Origin of the sequence: Cloacibacillus sp. An23 (assembly GCF_002159945.1) — a bacterium.
Classification (GTDB): Bacteria; Synergistota; Synergistia; order Synergistales; family Synergistaceae; genus Caccocola.
The window spans coordinates 23,791-41,188 of the sequence record NZ_NFJQ01000002.1 but is presented as its reverse complement, the minus strand read 5'-3'; the positions used below and the strand labels follow the sequence as shown (position 1 = coordinate 41,188).

General features: G+C 59.7%; 15 protein-coding genes. 1 reads left to right on the top strand and 14 read right to left on the bottom strand.

Annotated features, from left to right (window positions below; genetic code table 11):
• Nucleotides 1-2 precede the first annotated feature (2 nt).
• From trpE to B5F39_RS01690, 14 genes are all read right to left on the bottom strand, one after another.
• Nucleotides 3-1,484: an anthranilate synthase component I gene (gene trpE / locus B5F39_RS01755; protein WP_087363241.1), complete on the bottom strand. Its 1,482-nt coding sequence runs from the start codon at nt 1,482-1,484 to the stop codon at nt 3-5.
• Between the two features lie 354 nt (nt 1,485-1,838).
• Complete coding sequence (gene xth, locus B5F39_RS01750) at nt 1,839-2,642, bottom strand: exodeoxyribonuclease III (RefSeq protein WP_087363239.1); 804 nt, start codon at nt 2,640-2,642, stop codon at nt 1,839-1,841.
• A 139-nt stretch (nt 2,643-2,781) separates the two neighbouring features.
• On the bottom strand, nt 2,782-4,260 hold the full coding sequence (gene guaB, locus B5F39_RS01745) for an IMP dehydrogenase (protein ID WP_087363237.1): 1,479 nt from the start codon (nt 4,258-4,260) through the stop codon (nt 2,782-2,784).
• Between the two features lie 25 nt (nt 4,261-4,285).
• A complete protein-coding gene (ispF, locus tag B5F39_RS01740) occupies nt 4,286-5,482 on the bottom strand; it encodes a 2-C-methyl-D-erythritol 2,4-cyclodiphosphate synthase (protein ID WP_087363236.1) in 1,197 nt (398 codons plus the stop codon).
• Nucleotides 5,483-5,488: 6 nt separating this feature from the next.
• Entirely contained in the window at nt 5,489-6,628 is a 1,140-nt protein-coding gene (locus B5F39_RS01735; RefSeq protein WP_087363234.1) for a PIN domain-containing protein, read from the bottom strand.
• 59 nt (nt 6,629-6,687) lie between these two features.
• Complete coding sequence (recR, locus tag B5F39_RS01730) at nt 6,688-7,299, bottom strand: recombination mediator RecR (RefSeq protein ID WP_087363233.1); 612 nt, start codon at nt 7,297-7,299, stop codon at nt 6,688-6,690.
• A 10-nt stretch (nt 7,300-7,309) separates the two neighbouring features.
• Nucleotides 7,310-7,621 carry a YbaB/EbfC family nucleoid-associated protein gene (locus B5F39_RS01725; RefSeq protein WP_087363231.1) on the bottom strand — a complete coding sequence of 104 codons (312 nt, stop codon included), beginning with the start codon at nt 7,619-7,621 and terminating at the stop codon, nt 7,310-7,312.
• Between the two features lie 51 nt (nt 7,622-7,672).
• Nucleotides 7,673-9,367: a WecB/TagA/CpsF family glycosyltransferase gene (locus B5F39_RS01720; protein WP_239391031.1), complete on the bottom strand. Its 1,695-nt coding sequence runs from the start codon at nt 9,365-9,367 to the stop codon at nt 7,673-7,675.
• 212 nt (nt 9,368-9,579) lie between these two features.
• The gene (gene serS / locus B5F39_RS01715; protein ID WP_087363227.1) at nt 9,580-10,854 is read right to left on the bottom strand and encodes a serine--tRNA ligase; all 1,275 of its coding nucleotides are present in this window, start codon (nt 10,852-10,854) and stop codon (nt 9,580-9,582) included.
• A gap of 1 nt (nt 10,855) precedes the next feature.
• Entirely contained in the window at nt 10,856-11,341 is a 486-nt protein-coding gene (gene ribE, locus B5F39_RS01710) for a 6,7-dimethyl-8-ribityllumazine synthase (protein WP_087363225.1), read from the bottom strand.
• Nucleotides 11,342-11,374: 33 nt separating this feature from the next.
• A complete protein-coding gene (locus B5F39_RS01705) occupies nt 11,375-12,616 on the bottom strand; it encodes a bifunctional 3,4-dihydroxy-2-butanone-4-phosphate synthase/GTP cyclohydrolase II (RefSeq protein ID WP_087363223.1) in 1,242 nt (413 codons plus the stop codon).
• Nucleotides 12,617-12,631: 15 nt separating this feature from the next.
• The gene (locus B5F39_RS01700; protein ID WP_087363222.1) at nt 12,632-13,297 is read right to left on the bottom strand and encodes a riboflavin synthase; all 666 of its coding nucleotides are present in this window, start codon (nt 13,295-13,297) and stop codon (nt 12,632-12,634) included.
• Nucleotides 13,279-14,373 carry a bifunctional diaminohydroxyphosphoribosylaminopyrimidine deaminase/5-amino-6-(5-phosphoribosylamino)uracil reductase RibD gene (ribD, locus tag B5F39_RS01695; protein ID WP_087363219.1) on the bottom strand — a complete coding sequence of 365 codons (1,095 nt, stop codon included), beginning with the start codon at nt 14,371-14,373 and terminating at the stop codon, nt 13,279-13,281. The genes B5F39_RS01700 and ribD overlap by 19 nt, the downstream gene beginning before the upstream one ends.
• The gene (locus B5F39_RS01690) at nt 14,348-15,856 is read right to left on the bottom strand and encodes an excinuclease ABC subunit UvrC (protein ID WP_087363217.1); all 1,509 of its coding nucleotides are present in this window, start codon (nt 15,854-15,856) and stop codon (nt 14,348-14,350) included. The genes ribD and B5F39_RS01690 overlap by 26 nt, the downstream gene beginning before the upstream one ends.
• Before the next feature lie 92 nt (nt 15,857-15,948).
• Between B5F39_RS01690 and cysS the strand changes: the two genes are divergently transcribed.
• Complete coding sequence (cysS, locus tag B5F39_RS01685; RefSeq protein WP_087363215.1) at nt 15,949-17,355, top strand: cysteine--tRNA ligase; 1,407 nt, start codon at nt 15,949-15,951, stop codon at nt 17,353-17,355.
• The last annotated feature ends 43 nt before the right edge of the window (nt 17,356-17,398 follow it).

The window sequence follows — 17,398 nt, the reverse complement described above, 5'->3', positions numbered from 1 at the left end:
GTCTAAAGTCCTCCTTCCGCCTCGCGCAGAGCGCGGACCACGGCCTGCGCCTTGTCGGCGCACTCCTGGAACTCGCGCTCCGGCACGCTGTCGGCGACTATGCCGGCGCCCGACTGCACGCAGACGCGCCCGTTCTTTTTATAGGCGAGGCGAATCGCTATGCAGGTGTCCATGTTGCCGCTGAAATCGAGATATCCGACCGCGCCGCCGTAAATTCCGCGCCGCGCGCCCTCCAGCTCGCGGATTATCTCGCAGGCGCGGATCTTCGGAGCGCCCGAAAGAGTCCCGGCCGGCAGTATCGAATCCACAGCGTCCACCGCGTCGCGGTCCGGACGGAGGCGTCCAGACACCGTTGAGCCGATGTGCATGACGTGCGAGAAATGCAGCACGTTGAGATAACGCTCCACCTTTACACTGTTCAGCGCGCAGACGCGCCCGAGATCGTTGCGCCCGAGGTCTACGAGCATATTGTGCTCGGCGAGCTCTTTCTCGTCGGCGAGAAGCTCGCGCTCGAGCGCCGCGTCCTCCTCTGCGTCCGCTCCGCGCCTGCGAGTCCCCGCGAGCGGGAAGGTATAGAGCGTGCCGTCCTCGAGGCGTGCGAGCGTCTCCGGCGAAGCGCCCGCTATTTCTATGTCGTCGCTTGAGAAATAGAACATATAGGGCGACGGGTTCGTAGTGCGAAGCACGCGATAGGTGTCGAACAGGCTGCCCTCGGCGGCCGCAGTCAGCGGATTGGAAAGTACTACCTGAAATATGTCTCCTTCGCGGATATATTTCTTCGCGCGTTCGACCATGCCGCAGTACTCCTTCTTCGAAAAGCGCGGCGTGAGCTCTTCCTTGAGACGCAGCGGACGGAACACCGCCTTCGCCCCGCTCACGAGCAGCGACTCCATGTCGTCCAAATCTTTCCACGCGCGCAGATACCCGGCGTCGACGTCGTTCGCCGGGACTCCGGCGATAAGCATCAGCTTCTGACGGTAGTGGTCGAACGCGATGACCTTGTCGAAAAGCATCAGGTCCACGTCGCGGAAATCTCCTGCCTCTTCGCCGCCGCGCAGCTTCGGCTCGGCATATTTGAAATAGTCGTACGAGAAATATCCGACGAGGCCGCCGCAGAAGGGCGGCATCCCTTTGATCTTCGGGCTTTTGTGCTCGCTAAGCACCGCGCGGATGGCTGCGCCGGGATGGTCGGTCTCCTCCGTTCTCTCGCGAGTCTCGCCGTCGCCGACGGCCTCGCGGATGCGGAGCTTCCCGTCGTTGCAGGTCAGCTCGAGAGCCGGTTCGTAGCCTAGGAATGAATAGCGCCCCCAGCGCTGGTTGTTCTCCGCGCTCTCAAGCAGGAAGCAGTGCTTCCCCGCCGCGCGCAGCGTCCTCATCACCTCGACGGGCGTGAATCTGTCGGCGTACAGCTCGCGGCACACCGGTATCCTTCCGTAATCTCCGCTCCTCGCTAGCGCCTTCACTTCCTCCAGTTCGGGATACATTGAAAAACCCCCTGTCCCTGCCGGAGAACGAAAAAGCCCGCCCCCGGCAGATTTCTTAATCTGCCAAGGACGGGCTGAAAATTCCCGCGGTGCCACCTTGTTTCACGCTTGCGCGTGCTCTTAGCGAGATACCATCATATCTCCGGCAACTTACGCATGCCCACGCGTCGCGTCATACTCGGCTTTCGCCTTTCCCCGCGCCCTCAACGGTCCATTTGCCTGCCTGCGTTCCATCCGCTCTCACCAACGCGGACTCTCTGTAGGCGCCCGACAGACGTTATCTCCGTCTCACAGGTTTCGGTCGCTATAAACTACGTCAGAAATTATATAATATTTTTTACCGCTGTCAATACCTTAAAACTCAATATCGAACTCCGCCGTCACAGCCGTGTGGTCGGACGGCTTGTCAAGAGCGCGCAGCTCGCGTTCGACACGCACCGAACGGCAAAGCGCCGCGGCGCGTTTCGTGCCGAGCACATGGTCTATGCGCCAGCCGATATTTCTGGCGAGCGCCTCCTTTACGCGGTAATCCCAGAAAGTATATTCACCAGCCTCAGGCAGATGTTCGCGGAAAATATCGACGAGCCCCCACTCCATCGCGTAGGCGAGCGCCTTTTTCACATCCTCGTGGAAGCAGACGTGATCCTTCTTGTTTTTGGGATTCGTCACGTCGATGTCGGTGGGCGCGACGTTGAGGTCGCCGACCCAGACGACGAGGCCCTCCGGCGAACAGCGGCGTTCGAGCAACCCGCGCACGCGCTCTATAAAACGCAGCTTGTACGGATAATCAGGGTTGTCGATCTCTTTGCCCTGCGGGATATACGTGTTGAGGACGAAAAGCTCGCCGAAGCGCGCGAGCGCGACGCGCGCGTTCTCCGACTCCTCCCGCTCCGCCGCCTCGCCGTCGCCGAGGCCGAACCACACCTCGTCCGGCTCGCGCTTCGAGAGCACGGCGACGCCGTTGTAGCTCTTCATGCCGCGGAAAACGCAGTGGTCGTAGTAGTCCTCGAAGAAATACGCCGGGAAATCCTCGTCGCGGCACTTCGTCTCCTGAAGGCAGAGCACGTCGGGCGCGCCCTCCCTGTCGAACCACTCGGTCAAAACCGGAATGCGGCTCTTTACGGAATTTACGTTGAACGTCGCAATAGTAATCGCCATCGCTGCACCTCGCAAAAATTATTTCTGCGTTTATTATAAAACCACGCGGCCCGGCTAGGAAGCGCCGGGCCGCGTAAAGCAACGCGCGGAATCACGCAAGGCGGGCGATCCTCTCGAACGCCCGCCTTCGTCTGTAATTTTATTCCGCCCAGTAATTCGGGGCTTCCTTCGTTATCACCACGTCGTGCGGGTGGCTTTCTTTCATCGACGCCGCCGTCACCTGGACGAAGCGCGAGTCGGTGTGGAGTCTGTCAATCGTCGGCGCGCCGACGTATCCCATGCCCGCGCGTATGCCGCCGACCATCTGATAGATGACCGCGGAGATCGGCCCTTTGTGCGGAACCATACCTTCTATGCCTTCCGGCACGAGCTTGTCTTCCGTCGCGCCTTCCTGGAAATAGCGGTCTTTGCTGCATCCGCCCTTCATCGCTCCGAGCGAGCCCATGCCGCGGTAGCTCTTGAAGGAGCGTCCCTTGTAGATGACGGGCTCTCCAGGGCTTTCTTCCGTTCCGGCGAAGAGCGAGCCTATCATGACGACGTCGCCGCCCGCAGCGAGCGCCTTGACGATGTCGCCCGAGTAACGGATTCCGCCGTCGGCGATGACGGTCTTGCCGAGGCGGTGCGCCGTCTCGGAGACGTTCATCACCGCCGCGACCTGCGGGACGCCGATGCCGGCGACGATGCGCGTCGTGCATATAGAGCCGGGGCCGATTCCGACCTTTACGCCGTCCGCTCCCGCTTCGATAAGAGCTTCCGCCGCAGCCGAGGTGGCGATGTTGCCGCCGATGATCGGAAGGTCGGGATAGGTCTTTCTGAGATAGGCCACCATGTCGATGACCATCTTGGAGTGTCCGTGCGCCGTGTCTACGACGATGACGTCGACCCCCGCCTTGACGAGGGCCGCGGCCCTGTCCTTCGCGTCGTGCCCTACGCCTATCGCCGCGCCGACGCGGAGACGTCCGTGGCAGTCTTTCGCGGCGTTCGGGAATGCCTTGGCCTTGAGTATATCCTTTATCGTTATAAGCCCTTTGAGCTTGTTGTCCTTGTCTACTATCGGAAGCTTCTCGACCTTAGAGCCCATGAGTATGCTCTTCGCGTCGTCGAGCGTCGTGCCGACGGGAGCGGTGACAAGGTGGTCCTTCGTCATTACGTTGGATATAGGCTGATCAAGGTTGGTGACGAAGCGCAGGTCGCGGTTCGTAATGATGCCTACCAGACGTATCTCGTCGTCGACGACCGGAACGCCGGAAATGTGATAATGCTCCATGAGCTCGACCGCCTGACGTATGGAGTCGGACGGATGGCGGTAGAACGGATCTACTATGACCCCGGACTCGGAGCGCTTGACTTTGTCGACCTCGACCGCCTGATCCTCGAGCGGAAGGTTCCTGTGCAGTATGCCGATACCGCCCTCGCGTGCGAGCGCTATCGCGAGGCGCGCTTCCGTGACGGTGTCCATCGCCGCGCTGCATATAGGTATGTTAAGGTCTATCTGCGGCGTAAGCTTGGTCGTCACGTTGACGCCTGACGGCACCACCTCGCTGTAGCCGGGGACTAACAATACGTCGTCGAACGTAAAACCGCGATAATCAACAAATTTCCCGCTGTTTTTCTCCATTTTCAGAAAGCCTCCATAAGATTTTTTAATCAAATTCATGCCGCGGCGCGCACTCAGCGAGAACGCGCGATATAGTGGCTACGCCGTGGCATATCATGCACTCGCCTCTTCCGGCGCTTCCGCAGTGTTCCGCCGACTTCACCTTCATGTTGAAGATCCTTTTTTCTCCGCCTCCGAGCGCGGCGTTCATATTTTCGATGAACGCCGGGACCATGCCTCCGAGGCGCGGCCTCTGCGCGTTGAGCGTAACGTCCACCCATTCGGGACGCCAGCCCTTCGACGCAAGCAGCGCCAGCACCTCGCGAAGCAGCTCCATGCTGTCCGCGCCGCGCCACTTTTCGTCCGAAGCAGGAAAGAGAGTCCCGATATCAGGCTCTCCGGCCGCCCCGAGCAGCGCGTCCATCACAGTGTGCGCTACGACATCGGCGTCGGAATGGCCGAGCAGGCCGTAAGAGACGCCCTCCACCCTAACGCCGGCGATAATGAGCGGACGCCCCTCGGCGAGCTGATGGATGTCGTAGCCGTGGCCCGTCCGCCGTTCGGTTCTGCATGCGCAGCGCACGAGCGCGTTCGCCGCGTCCCAGTCGAACCGAGAGGTTATCTTGAAATTCATCTCTTCGCCCTCCACAGGAACGATTTTCCTGCCGGCCGCCATCCAAAGCGACGCTTCGTCAGTCCCTCCGTCCGGAGAATTTTCCATGACCTCAAGAAGCTCTTGGAGAGGGAAAGCCTGCGGCGTCTGCGTCCTGAAACAGCGCGACCTGTCCGCCGTTCCGGTAATTTCGCCGTTCTCCGCGATTTTCAGCGAATCTGTCGAGGGAAGCAGCGGCACGGCCCCTGAGCCTTCGGCCTCCGCCGCGTCCATGAGCTTAAGGCAAAGCCTTTCGCTTATAAAAGGGCGGGCCCCATCGTGCACCAGCACGTGCGGCCCGCGGCACGCTCCAAGTCCCTTTATCACCGACTCGCTTCTCGAACGTCCGCCCTCGACGAGCGTCAGCCCGAGCTTTTTCGCCTCGCCAGCGAGCACGGCGAGGTCTTCACTCGGAACGGTCATGACTATATCGCGGACGCGCCCCATGCGGCGGAGCCTGTCCGCGGTATCGAAGGACCAGCGCCAAACCGGCGCGCCGCCGAGCATACGGAACTGCTTCGGCGTGCCCCCGAGGCGGCTGCCGGAGCCGCCCGCCGTTATGAGGAACGACCAGAGAGGCGCGTCGTTCATCTGCCGCTACGGATGTATGCGCCCGAAGATCATTCTGCCCGCCGAGGTCTGGAGCATCGACGTGACTGTGACCTTCACCCTTTCGCCGACGTGGCGGTAGCCGTCCTCGACGACGAACATCGTTCCGTCGTCGAGATAGCCAATGCCCTGGTGGTTCTCTTTGCCGAGACGTATTATGTCTATCTCTATCTTCTCGCCCGGCAGGAGCATCGGCTTCAGCGCGTTCGCAAGGTCATTGACGTTGAGCACGTCGACTCCCTCTATCTGCGCGACCTTGTTGAGGTTGTAGTCCGTAGTGACGACCTTGCCGTTAAGCCTGCGCGCGAGTACTACGAGGGCCTCGTCCACCTTGTCGCGTTCTAGCTCGCGCAGAGTCACCTCCGGTATCTCGACCGTCAGCCCCTTGACTTTCTGCAGGTCTGTGACGACCGACAGGCCGCGGCGGCCCCTCGTCCTGCGGAGCGGGTCGGTAGAGTCGGCCACGCCCTGAAGCTCGGCGAGCACGAAACGCGGAAGCACGATGTTCCCCTCGAGGAAGCCGGTTTTCGCCACGTCCAGTATCCTGCCGTCTATTATCGCGCTGGTGTCCATTATCTTGGCGCATGTTAAAACGGTGTGAAAATCGTCCGCGGCTGAGAGCTCGCCCTTTTTCTTCGAGCGCGTCAGTTTAGACTTGATGTCGATGTTGGTGAGTATGTTCCAGAAGTCGTCGGCTCGCTTTGCGAAGAAACGCAGCCCCCAGTACCCCAGAGCGACGTTGAGAAGCACTGAGATATATACGCCGAGCCCTCCAGGTATCTTAGACAGCGGTATCGCGATGAGGTTCGCGAGAAGAAGGCCGAGTATGAGCCCGACCATGCTGACGATCAGCTCCGGTACGCTTACGTTCTGCATTCTGGATTCGAAGAACTGTCCCAATTTGGTGATTCCCCACCAAAACAACGGTGCAAGAATAAAGCCGAAAGCCGCAGACACAAGGACGATGAGGACGCCCGCCCCTATCGGATGTATATCCGTGATCGAGGGCCACCAGTCTTCCGTTATCATGAGAAGATAAAACTGATAGCCTGCCGCGCCGCAGATGAATACCATCACCGCGGTAACCAATCTTTTCATTATCTTGGATAGCTCAAGGTCATGCCGCATAAGAACTCCCCCTTTCCTAAGTTGTGTTTTGTTAAGCGTTTTATGCGGTCCGCGTGATATTATCTTTCCGCCGGATTCATCTCCTTCCTCGCCTCCATCGCCATGTGGAGCGTCACCCTGTCGGCGAAGCCGATGCTCCCGCCGGCAGGCAGGCCGTAGGACAGACGCGAGATACGCACGTGAAGCCCCTCGAGCGCCTCCTGAACGGCATATGCCGTAAGATCGCCTTCTATCCGCGGCGCCGTAGCAAGGATGATCTCTTCAACGCCGCCTTCTTCCACTCTTCGTCTCAGCCGTTCCAGGCTTTCCTCAGGTATCTCCTCGCCGTCGAGCGGCGACGTTCTGCCGCCGAGCACGTGGTAGACACCGCTGAATATGCCGGCCTGCTCCATCGCGACGCAGTCCTCTTCATTCTCTACTACGCATATCTGCCTGTGGTCGCGCAGAGGGTCGGTGCATATCGGGCACGGGTCGGCGTCGGTGACGGCCCCGCATTCGCTGCAGCGCCTTATATTCTTCGACAGTGAAAGAACGGCCTCCCCAAAGCCCCGGATTTTATCTGGCTCCTGACGCAGAAGGTAGAATACCATGCGCCTGGCGGTCTTTTCTCCGACGCCGGGGAAGCGGCTCCATTCATTTATAAGCGTCTGAACTGGGTCCGGAAGCGCCAAGGCACGCCTCTTACATCAGGCCGGGGAAGCCGCCCATGCCCCCGGTGAGAGCGGTCATCTTCTGCTCGGAAAGGGCCTTGGCTTTAGATATGGCTTCCTTGACCGCGCCCAGCACGAGGTCCTCAAGCATCTCAACATCGTCTGGGTTGACAGCGCCCTTGGCTATCGATATGGACAGCACGTCGCCGTGACCGTTCGCCGTGACCTTCACGGCCCCGCCGCCAGCGCTGCCTTCGAGGACTGTATTCTGAAGCTCTTCCTGTGCGAGCGCCATCTGCGCCTGCATCCTCTGAGCCTGTTTGATTAGCTTGTCCATCTTCATATCATTATCATCCTTTCAAATGTACGCAAACAAGGCGCAACGATTTATATTCTAACGCTTTTCTCCCGAAAAGGCATCATCTTTATATCTATCCAGGTGCAGACAGGTTAAAATAAAATACCAGACGAAGAGCGGAAGCTTTGCTATGCGCCGCCACCTCGACGGCTCTTGTATCACGCGGTAGAGCCATTCCATTCCGCACCGCTGCCACGCCTTGGGGGCGCGCGTGAGGTTGCCGGATATCACGTCCATCGCTCCGCCGACTCCGATGCCTACGACGGCCCCGGTCTCAGCGATGTGCTTTTCGAGCCAGTACTCCTGTTTCGGGACGCCGAGACATACGAAAAGTATGTCTGCACGTGAATCTTTTATACGCGCGCATATAGCCGGAATTTCTTCATCCTTGAAGTATCCGTCGCGCGTGCCGGCGACGGTCAGCCCCGGATATTTTTCAGTCAGTTTCGCGGCGGCCGCTTCGGCGACCCCTGGCCGTCCGCCGAGTATCCACACGCGCCAGCCCTCGTAAGCGGCGCGCTTGCATAAATGCTCAGCGAACTCCACTCCGGGTATGCGCTCCTGTATCGGGGTGCCGGCGAGCTTGAGCGCGCCTATGAGGCCGGCGCCGTCCGGCAGCACGAGCCCGGCGTTCCGCACTATCCGGCGATAGTCCGCGTCGGTGCGGCTGCGCAGCGCCGCGAGCGCGTCAGGCGTCACTATGATGTGCGGCGTGCGTTCATTCTTTATCCAGTGCTGGACGCGGGAAAGCGCGTAATTCAGCGAGATGTTGTCCACCCTTACACCCCACAGCCCGGGCTTCCTGTTTCCGTCGTTCATGCCGCTGTTCTTATACTTGAACGTATAGAATACCCATATAACGCCGAAAACTCCGGCGACAGCGGCGAGCAGGCAGAAGAAATCGCCGAGGCCAAGCTGCAGCGCCGAGACGAGACAGCCCATGAGCGCGCAGGCAGCGACGACTAGATATATCGCCACGGGGTGCGTGAAGCCGCGCGTGATGAGCTTTCTGTAAAGAATGATGTTGCCGGTCGGACGCCGTGAGACGGCCGCGCTTATCACGCCCATCGAGGTTTCGGTTATCGGCAGCGCGAAGAAGCCGAGCGGCAGCAGAGCCAGCGTATAAAAGGTTATCCCCTTGCTTACGCCGAGGATCGAAAGCCCGGCGAAGAGCGTCCCCCAAAGCGCCGTCAGCGGCTCCGTCAGCCGGCGGTAGGCGTAGACGTGGCGGCTCCAGAAGACCAGTATGAAGACGAGCCCCATCACGCATATCTGCGAGGCGTCGCGGAGGCTCTGGGAAGACGAGAAGATGACGACCGAGATCATCGTCCAGCTCACCGTCAGCAACAGTCCGCAGAGCCCCGGGATTTCGTCGATTTCCTGGAAGAATATCGGGAAGATGCCGACCCAGAGGGTGCTTATCGCAATCGAGACGAAGTACGAAAGATAGTAATATTCGCCGTTCGTAAACTCGATGAAGGCTATTCTAGGCCCGAACAGCGAAAAAACAAGCCCGATAAGAAAATAGAGAAACCGCAGATTTTTGCCGCGCGTCGCGCGCTGGCAGAAACCTATGCACGCTGCGGCGACTCCGGCCGCGACGGTGATGCGCAGCGGGCCGTCCGGCATCCATATCCCACATATCGCCCACGCGCCGACGAGCGTGATGTCCTTGAGATAATAGTACTGGTCGCTCTCAAGGTATTTTTTGAAAAATTTCTGTATAAGCACGCATATAACGGCGATTACAGCGATAATTGCCGCCGTGTTCAAATATGAATTAGAAAACATAAAGCCCCGCTCCCGTTAAACGTCAAAAAAAATAAATAAAGCCGCAGAAACTTTCCGCTGTTTCTTAATATAATATCCTACCATAAAAAAAGGAAGCCGCAAGACGGTTTTGCGCCTGCGCGGCTTCCTTGCCGTCCAATTTCAGTTTTCCATTAAAGCGTGACTTTCTCCATGCCGCCGACGTAGGGGCGCAGAGCTTCTGGCACGGTGATGGAGCCGTCTTCGTTCTGGTAGTTCTCCATTACGGCGATTAGAGTGCGCCCGATCGCGAGCCCGGAGCCGTTGAGCGTATGGACGAAGCGCGCCTTTCCGCCGTCGGCCGGCTTGTACTTCATGCCCATGCGGCGCGCCTGGAAGTCGCCGCAGTTGCTGCACGAGCTGATCTCGCGGTATGTGTTTTGCCACGGGAGCCAGACCTCGATGTCGTAGGTTTTGGCGGCCCCGAATCCCATGTCTCCGGTGCAGAGCACGATAACGCGGTAGGGTATCTCAAGAAGCTGGAGCACGCGCTCGGCGCAGTGCGTCATGTGCTCGAGTTCGTCGTAGCTCTTTTCAGGCACGCAGAGCTTGACCATCTCGACCTTGTCGAACTGGTGCTGGCGCAGCATTCCGCGCATGTCGCGGCCGTAGCTGCCGGCCTCGCGGCGGAAGCAGTTCGTGTATGCGCAGAAGTATTTCGGAAGTTCGGACTCTTTCAGCGTCTCGCCGGAATGAAGGTTGGTGAGCGGCACTTCGGCGGTCGGGATGAGCCAGAGGTCGTCGTTGGCGCAGCGGTAGAGGTCCTCGGCGAACTTCGGAAGCTGGCCGGTGCCGGTCATCGTCTTGGTGTTGACGAGCGCCGGGGTCTCGACCTCGGTAAAGCCGTGCTGCGTCGTGTGGAGGTCGAGCATGAAGTTCATCAGTCCGCGCTCGAGCCTCGCGCCCGCGCCCTTGAGGACGGTGAAGCGGCTCTCGGCAAGCTTGACGCCGCGCTCGAAGTCCATTATGCCGAGCGCCTCTCCGAGCTCCCAGTGCGGCTTCGGCTCGAAATCGAACTTGCGCGGCTCGCCCCAGCGGCGCACCTCTACGTTGTCGTGCTCGTCTTTGCCCTTGGGAACGCTCGAATGCGGCATGTTAGGCAGTTTAAGCGCGAGCTCGTCGAGCTCGTTCTGTATCCCGGCGGACTTGTCGTCGAGCTCCTTTATCTCTTCGCCGAGAGCGCGTATCTCGTTCTGAAGCGCGGTTGTGTCCTCGCCGGCTTTTTTCTTCGTCGCGACCTCTTTCGAGCCGGAGTTGCGCTTTTCTTTCAGAGCCTCGACGCGAAGCAGCGTCCTGCGGCGCTCCTCGTCGAGCTCTTTGTATCTGTCGAGCGGAAACGCATTGTTGCGCGCCGCGAGCATCTCCGCTACTTCGTCGTAATGGTCCCTGACCCATTTCATGTCAAGCATTTTATTCTTCGGCTCCCCTCATGTTTCTTATCTCTTTCATCAGCTTCGCCGTTTCAAGCGCGGCGAGAGCGGCTTCGGCGCCCTTGTTCCCGGCCTTGCTGCCGGCGCGCATGAGCGCCTGTTCCAGGTTGTCGCAGGTCAGTATGCCGAAGGCGACTGGAATCCTGTGTTCAAGCCCGATGTGCGCGAGCCCTTTCGCGGCCTCGCCGGCGACGTATTCGTGGTGCGTCGTGTCGCCGCGTATTACCGCGCCGAGAGTGATTATCGCGTCGTACTTGCCGAGCAGGGCTATCTCTTTCGCTACGACAGGCTGTTCCCACGCGCCAGGCGTCCAGTAGAGGTCGATGTCCGAGAAGCTTACGCCGTGGCGCGAAAGGGCGTCCTTGGCCCCTTCGATAAGTTTCGATGTGATGAGCTCGTTGAAGCGCGAGCCGATTATCGCGAAACGCAGCCCGCTTCCTATCATATCGCCCTGGATAGTGCGCATCTGATTTTCCCCTTTCGGTAATTTTTTATTGTCTTATTTGCAGCTTCCGCCGCAATGTTTGCAATACGCCTTGTCGTGGAGCATGTGCCCCATCTTGCAGAGCTTAGTGTTGAGGTAGCGTTCGTTGTACGGGTTCGGCGCTATCTCTATAGGCACGCGCTCCGTTATTTCAAGGCCGTAGCCGGAAAGCCCGGTTATCTTGACCGGGTTGTTCGTCATAAGGCGCAGCTTTTTGAGCCCCAAGTCTGCGAGTATCTGCGCGCCTATGCCGTAGTCGCGCTGATCCGGCGCGAAGCCGAGGGCGAGGTTCGCCTCTACCGTGTCTAACCCTTTGTCCTGAAGGTCGTAGGCTTTGAGTTTCGCGAGCAATCCTATGCCGCGCCCTTCCTGACGCAGGTAGAGCAGCACGCCGCGCCCTTCCTTTTCTATCATCGACATCGCCGTGTGAAGCTGCGGGCCGCAGTCGCAGCGCAGCGAGCCGAGCAGGTCGCCAGTGAAGCACTCAGAGTGTACGCGCGTCAGCACGGGCTCGTCGCCAGATATGTCGCCCTTGACGAGCGCTATGTGCACCGCGCCCGGATTGTCCCCGTAGGGGCTGGTATAGGCGTGGCACACGAAGTCGCCCCAACGCGTCGGCATATGGACCGTGACTTCTTTCTTGACGAACTTCTCGCGCATGACGCGGTAGCGGATAAGCTCCTCGACGGAGATTATCTTGAGCCCTTCGCGCTTAGCGAATTCCTGAAGCTGCGGCAGGCGCGCCATCGTGCCGTCGTCGTTCATTATCTCGCATATCACCCCAGCGGGGTTGAGCCCCGCGAGGCGCGTTATGTCCACCGCGGCCTCCGTGTGGCCCGCGCGCTGGAGCACGCCGCCGGGACGCGCGGCGAGCGGGAAGATATGTCCCGGTTTCCTGAAGTCTCCGCCTATCGACTGCGGATCGGCTAAGGCGCGTGCAGTCATGGCGCGCTCCGCCGCCGAGATGCCTGTCGTAGTACCGTGCAGCTTGTCTACCGAGACGGTGAAGGCCGTGCAGTGGGCGTCGGTATTATGCTCGACCATAGGTTCAAGGCCGAGACGCTGCGCCTGAGCGCAGGATATCGGCACGCATACGAGGCCGCGCGCCTTCGTTATCATAAAGTTGATGTCTTCGGGGCGGCAGAAATCCGCCGCCATCACGAGGTCGCCTTCGTTCTCACGGTTCTCGTCGTCGGCGACGATTATCATTTTCCCTGCTTTTATATCGGCGATCGCTTCTTCTATCGTATTGAACATTCTCTGCCTCCCAACTCAGTTCCAGCCATACTCGCTTAGTTTATCCCATGTGAGGGAATTTTTCATCTTCCCGCCCTCTTTTTTTTCTCCGAGAGCGGCTTCCACAAATTTCTTCACGTATTTTCCAATCATGTCCGTCTCTATATTCACGACGTCGCCGGCGCGCAGCGAGCCGAGCGTCGTGTCGGCGAGCGTCGTCGGTATCACGCCGACGGAGAAGAAATCCGGCTCTGCGTCTATCACAGTGAGGCTCACGCCGTCTACCGTGACGGAGCCTTTTTCGACTATTTCGCCGAGAAGCTCTGCGCCGGCGGAGAAGTATATTTTTTTCGTCTGTTCCAGCTCGTCCACCCTCGTCACGGTCGCCGTGCCGTCCACGTGTCCCGCGACGAGATGCCCGTCCACGCGCGTATCGAGCCGCATCGCGCGTTCGAGGTTCACGCGCGAACCTGTGCGCAGCACGCCGAGTTTCGTCCGCTTCAGAGTTTCTGGCATCATCTGCACCTTGAAGGAGCTCGCGTCTATGAACGTAACGGTCTGGCACGCTCCGGACACCGCTACGGAATCGCCACGGCGCAGCTCGGGCGCTATCTCGGGAGCGCGTATCGTGAGCTCCGTCACGTCGCCGAGCGGCGTTATCGCGGTTATCGAGCCGACCGTCTCTATAAGCCCGGTGAACATGAGAACACCCCTTTGATCAGCAAATCCTCGCCGCAGCGCGAAATTTCCCTTATCATCAGCGACGGGACTTCATTCATCGAATCGAAGGCCGCGCCGTCCGCGAAGGAAAGCCCGCGCCCCATTATCTTCGGCGCGGCGAAGAGCGCGAGCTCGTCGCACAATCCGGCCTTTATGAAAGCTCCGGCGACTCTCGCTCCCGCTTCGACCATCAGATAGTTTACACCATCGCGGCAAAGTTTATCCAGAACCGCGGCGAGGAAATCGTCTTCCGGTATATATTCGACGCGCGCGCCGGCTGCCTCGAGAGCCGCTGCCCGCTCCTTCGGCGCGGAATTGAGCGTGAATATCACCGTTCCGCCGCCCTCCAGTATCTTTGCGTCAAGCGGCGTGCGCAGATGTCTGTCAAGCACAGCGCGCAGCGGCGTGCGGCCCGGCGCGTCGCGCACCGTGAGCTGCGGATCGTCGGCGAGCACGGTGCCTATTCCGGTCAGCACCGCGTCGCTGCCCGCCCGCATCGCGTGTACCAGCGCGCGCGACTCGGGGCCAGTTATCCATTTGCTTTCGCCGTTTTCGAGCGCGATTTTCCCGTCGAGCGACGCCGCGGCCTTGAGCGTCACCCACGGGCGGCCCAGCGTCATGCGGCGTATGAAGCCTCGGTTCATCCAGCGGCATTCGTCTTCGAGCACGCCGCTCTTAACCTCGATCCCGGCTCTTTCGAGTTTCGCGAAACCGCCGCCGTCCACCTTCGGATTCGGGTCGCGCATTCCGCAGACCACGCGCTCTATGCCGCGCTCTATCAGAAGGTCGGCGCATGGCGGAGTTTTGCCGTAATGCGAGCAGGGCTCGAGCGTCACGTAGGCCGTCGCGCCGCGCGCGGCATCTCCAGCGTCGCGAACGGCGTTCACCTCGGCGTGCGGGCCGCCGTATTTTTTGTGCCAGCCGCACCCGACTATCTCGCCGCCGCGCACAAGCACGCAGCCGACCCTAGGGTTAGGGCTGCATTCCGTACCGCGCTCCGCGAGTTCGAGGGCGCAGCGCATATAATATTCGTCAATCTTGCTTTGAGGCAGAGACATTCAAACGAGCCTCCTTCGTCATTTTTTCGTCTTCGGTCTCCTCGTTGAGCTTCGCGAGTATCCGCTTCGCAAGCGCGGGGCCAATTCCGGGCGCGGCCGCGAGCTCGTCGGGCGGCAGATCTTTGATGGCGCGCACGCTTCCGAACCTCGTTATCAGCATCGCGGCCTTCGCGCGGCCTATGCCGGGGACCTCCTCTATCTTGCTGCGCGTCAGGCTCTTTCCGCGCCTCGCCCTATGCGACGTTATCGCGAAACGGTGCGACTCGTCGCGCACGTGCTGCAAAAGCCGCAGCACAGGGTCGGTGTGGTCGAGCCGCACAGGCTCTTTCTGATTCGGCAGATAGACCTCTTCAAATTCCTTCGCGAGCGAAATTATAGGAATGTTATGAATACCAAGATCGTCAAGCGCCTGCATCGCGAATTCGAGCTGCACGGGGCCGCCGTCTATCAGTATCAGCTGCGGCAGCGGCTCCTGCCCCTCGAGGCAGCGTTTGTATCGGCGGGTAAGAGTTTCCTTCATGGAGCGGAAGTCGTCTATCCCCTCTACGGTGCGGATGTTGAACTTGCGGTATAGCGAAGGGTTCGGGTACCCCTGCTCGAACACGACGGCGACTCCGACGGTGAAATTCCCGGCGCTGTGCGAAATGTCGAAGCCGTCTATGCGCCACGGCAGGACGGGAAGGCCGAAGGCCTTCTGCATCGCGTTGAGAACTTCCCAGAAATTGTCCTTGCCGGAGGGGATTTCTGGTATTGTGTTCTGCTGGCGGCTGACGCGCCAAATCGCGCGTATCGTGTCGCGCAGATGCGCCGCCTCCTCGAACTTCATCTCGCGCGCCGCCTTGTCCATACGTTTGCGCAGACGCTCTACCAGCTCCGCGCCGTGCCCCTGGAGCAGCAGAACGACGTCGGCGACGCGGTCGCGGTACTCGTTCTCGGTGCAGAGGCCGCAGCACGGCGCAAGGCAGCGCCCGAGCGAATACTTCATGCAGGGACGGCCGTTCTGCGGCTTCGCCTCGGAGCCGCCGCATGAGCGCAGCGGCAGGTAGCGCTCGACGAGGCGCAGAAGCGCGCGCACCTCGCTGACGCGCACGTAAGGGCCGATGTAGACCGCGCCGTCGTCCATCTTGACGCGCGTGACTATGATGCGAGGATGTTTCTCCGCAGTTATCTTAATGTAGGCGTAGCGCTCGTTCATCTTCAGGTCTACGTTGAAGAAGGGCTGATAGAGCTTGATAAGCCTGTTCTCAAGTATCAGCGCCTCGATCTCGCTCTCCGTGCGCATCGTCGAGATGTCGCGTATCGTGTCCACGAGCTTGTTCAGTCTCGGCGAGGCGTGGACGTGGCGGAAGTAGGACGAGACGCGCTTGCGCAACGACTTCGCCTTGCCGACGTATATGATCTCGCCCTTCTCGTCGCGCATCAGATAGACGCCCGGCCTGTCTGGAAAACCTTTAACGAATTTTATAAGCTCTTCTTTGTTCAAAGAATTGGTTCCTTTCGTTGCTTACAGTTCAGCATTACTTGATATAATAACACAGTTGAGAAAGAACGTATCGCGGAGGTGCGAGTTTAATAATGTCTTTAACAGTCTACAACGATCTTACGAGGAAAAAAGAGGCCTTCGTCCCAATAGAGCCAGGCAAGGTGCGCTTCTACGTCTGCGGGCCGACGGTCTACAACTTCTTCCACATCGGCAACGCGCGGCCCTTCGTCCTCTTCGACGTATTCCGCCGCTATCTCGAGAGCACGGGCTACGAAGTCACATACGTGCAGAACTTCACCGACATCGACGACAAGATGATAAACCGCGCGAACGAGATGGGCGTCACCGTCGCCGAGCTCGCGGAGAAATATATCGCGGAATATTACGCCGACGCAGACGCGCTCGGCATCCACCGCGCGACTGTCAACCCGCGCGCGACGCACGAGATTCCCGCCATCATCGAAATCATTGAGAAACTTATCGAAAAGGGCCACGCATACGAGGCCGGCGGCGACGTCTACTTCAGCGTCCCGAGCTTCCCGGAGTACGGCAAGCTTTCAAAGCAGAGCCTCGAAGAGCTCAACGCCGGCGCGCGCATAGAAGTCGACGAACGCAAGAAGAGCCCGCTCGATTTCGCGCTCTGGAAGGCCGCGAAGCCCGGCGAGCCTTTCTGGGAGAGCCCGTGGGGCAAGGGACGCCCCGGCTGGCACATCGAGTGCAGCGCGATGTCTACGAAATACCTCGGCAAAACCATAGACATCCACGGCGGCGGCAGCGACCTCATCTTCCCGCACCACGAGAACGAGATAGCACAGTCCGAATGCGCCAACGACGCGCAGTTCGTCAGATACTGGCTGCACAACGCCTATCTGCTCATAGACAAAGAAAAAATGTCGAAGTCGCTCGGCAACTTCCTCACCGTACGCGACGCGCGCGAGAAGATAAGCCCGCTCGTCCTCCGCTTCTTCCTCATGAGCGTACACTACCGCTCGCCGCTCAACTTCTCGCAGGAAGGGCTCGAGCACGCGAAGGCCGCGGTCGAACGGCTCAACAACTGCCGCGCCGACATGCTCTTCGCGCTCGGCAACCGCGCCGCGGGCGAAGCCGACGAAACTCTGCGCGAGGCGGTGAAGGCCGCGAAAGAGGGCTTCACAGAAGCTATGGACGACGACTTCAACACCGCGGGAGCCTTCGGCAGCATCTTCGAAATGGTTCGCGCCGTCAACGTCCATCTGGGCGAGCACAAAGAGATAGACGCGGAGGGGCTTCGCGAGGCTGAGGCATTCTTCGAGAAGACGAACGAAATTCTCGGCTATCTGAAAGAAGAGAAGAAAGCGAACGACGAGGACGCCGAGATAGACGCGCTCGTAGCTGAGCGCGCGGAGGCGAGAAAGGCGAAGAACTTCAAGCGCTCCGACGAGATCCGCGACATGCTCGCGGCTAAGGGGATCGTCATAGAAGACACGCCGCAGGGGCCGCGCTGGAAGAGGAACATATAACGGGCAAAAAACGAAAAAACACGCTCCCCCGCCGTAACGCGGG

Excerpts from the sequence above, each read along its gene's own strand:
- B5F39_RS01725 (WP_087363231.1), bottom strand. The coding sequence starts at position 7,621 with ATGAAGATGGACAAGCTAATCAAACAGGCTCAGAGGATGCAGGCGCAG.
- B5F39_RS01700 (WP_087363222.1), bottom strand. The coding sequence starts at position 13,297 with ATGTTCACCGGGCTTATAGAGACGGTCGGCTCGATAACCGCGATAACG.
- xth (WP_087363239.1), bottom strand. The coding sequence starts at position 2,642 with ATGGCGATTACTATTGCGACGTTCAACGTAAATTCCGTAAAGAGCCGC.
- serS (WP_087363227.1), bottom strand. The coding sequence starts at position 10,854 with ATGCTTGACATGAAATGGGTCAGGGACCATTACGACGAAGTAGCGGAG.
- cysS (WP_087363215.1), top strand. The coding sequence starts at position 15,949 with ATGTCTTTAACAGTCTACAACGATCTTACGAGGAAAAAAGAGGCCTTC.
- guaB (WP_087363237.1), bottom strand. The coding sequence starts at position 4,260 with ATGGAGAAAAACAGCGGGAAATTTGTTGATTATCGCGGTTTTACGTTC.
- trpE (WP_087363241.1), bottom strand. The coding sequence starts at position 1,484 with ATGTATCCCGAACTGGAGGAAGTGAAGGCGCTAGCGAGGAGCGGAGAT.
- ribE (WP_087363225.1), bottom strand. The coding sequence starts at position 11,341 with ATGCGCACTATCCAGGGCGATATGATAGGAAGCGGGCTGCGTTTCGCG.
- ribD (WP_087363219.1), bottom strand. The coding sequence starts at position 14,373 with ATGTCTCTGCCTCAAAGCAAGATTGACGAATATTATATGCGCTGCGCC.
- B5F39_RS01705 (WP_087363223.1), bottom strand. The coding sequence starts at position 12,616 with ATGTTCAATACGATAGAAGAAGCGATCGCCGATATAAAAGCAGGGAAA.
- B5F39_RS01735 (WP_087363234.1), bottom strand. The coding sequence starts at position 6,628 with ATGCGGCATGACCTTGAGCTATCCAAGATAATGAAAAGATTGGTTACC.
- ispF (WP_087363236.1), bottom strand. The coding sequence starts at position 5,482 with ATGAACGACGCGCCTCTCTGGTCGTTCCTCATAACGGCGGGCGGCTCC.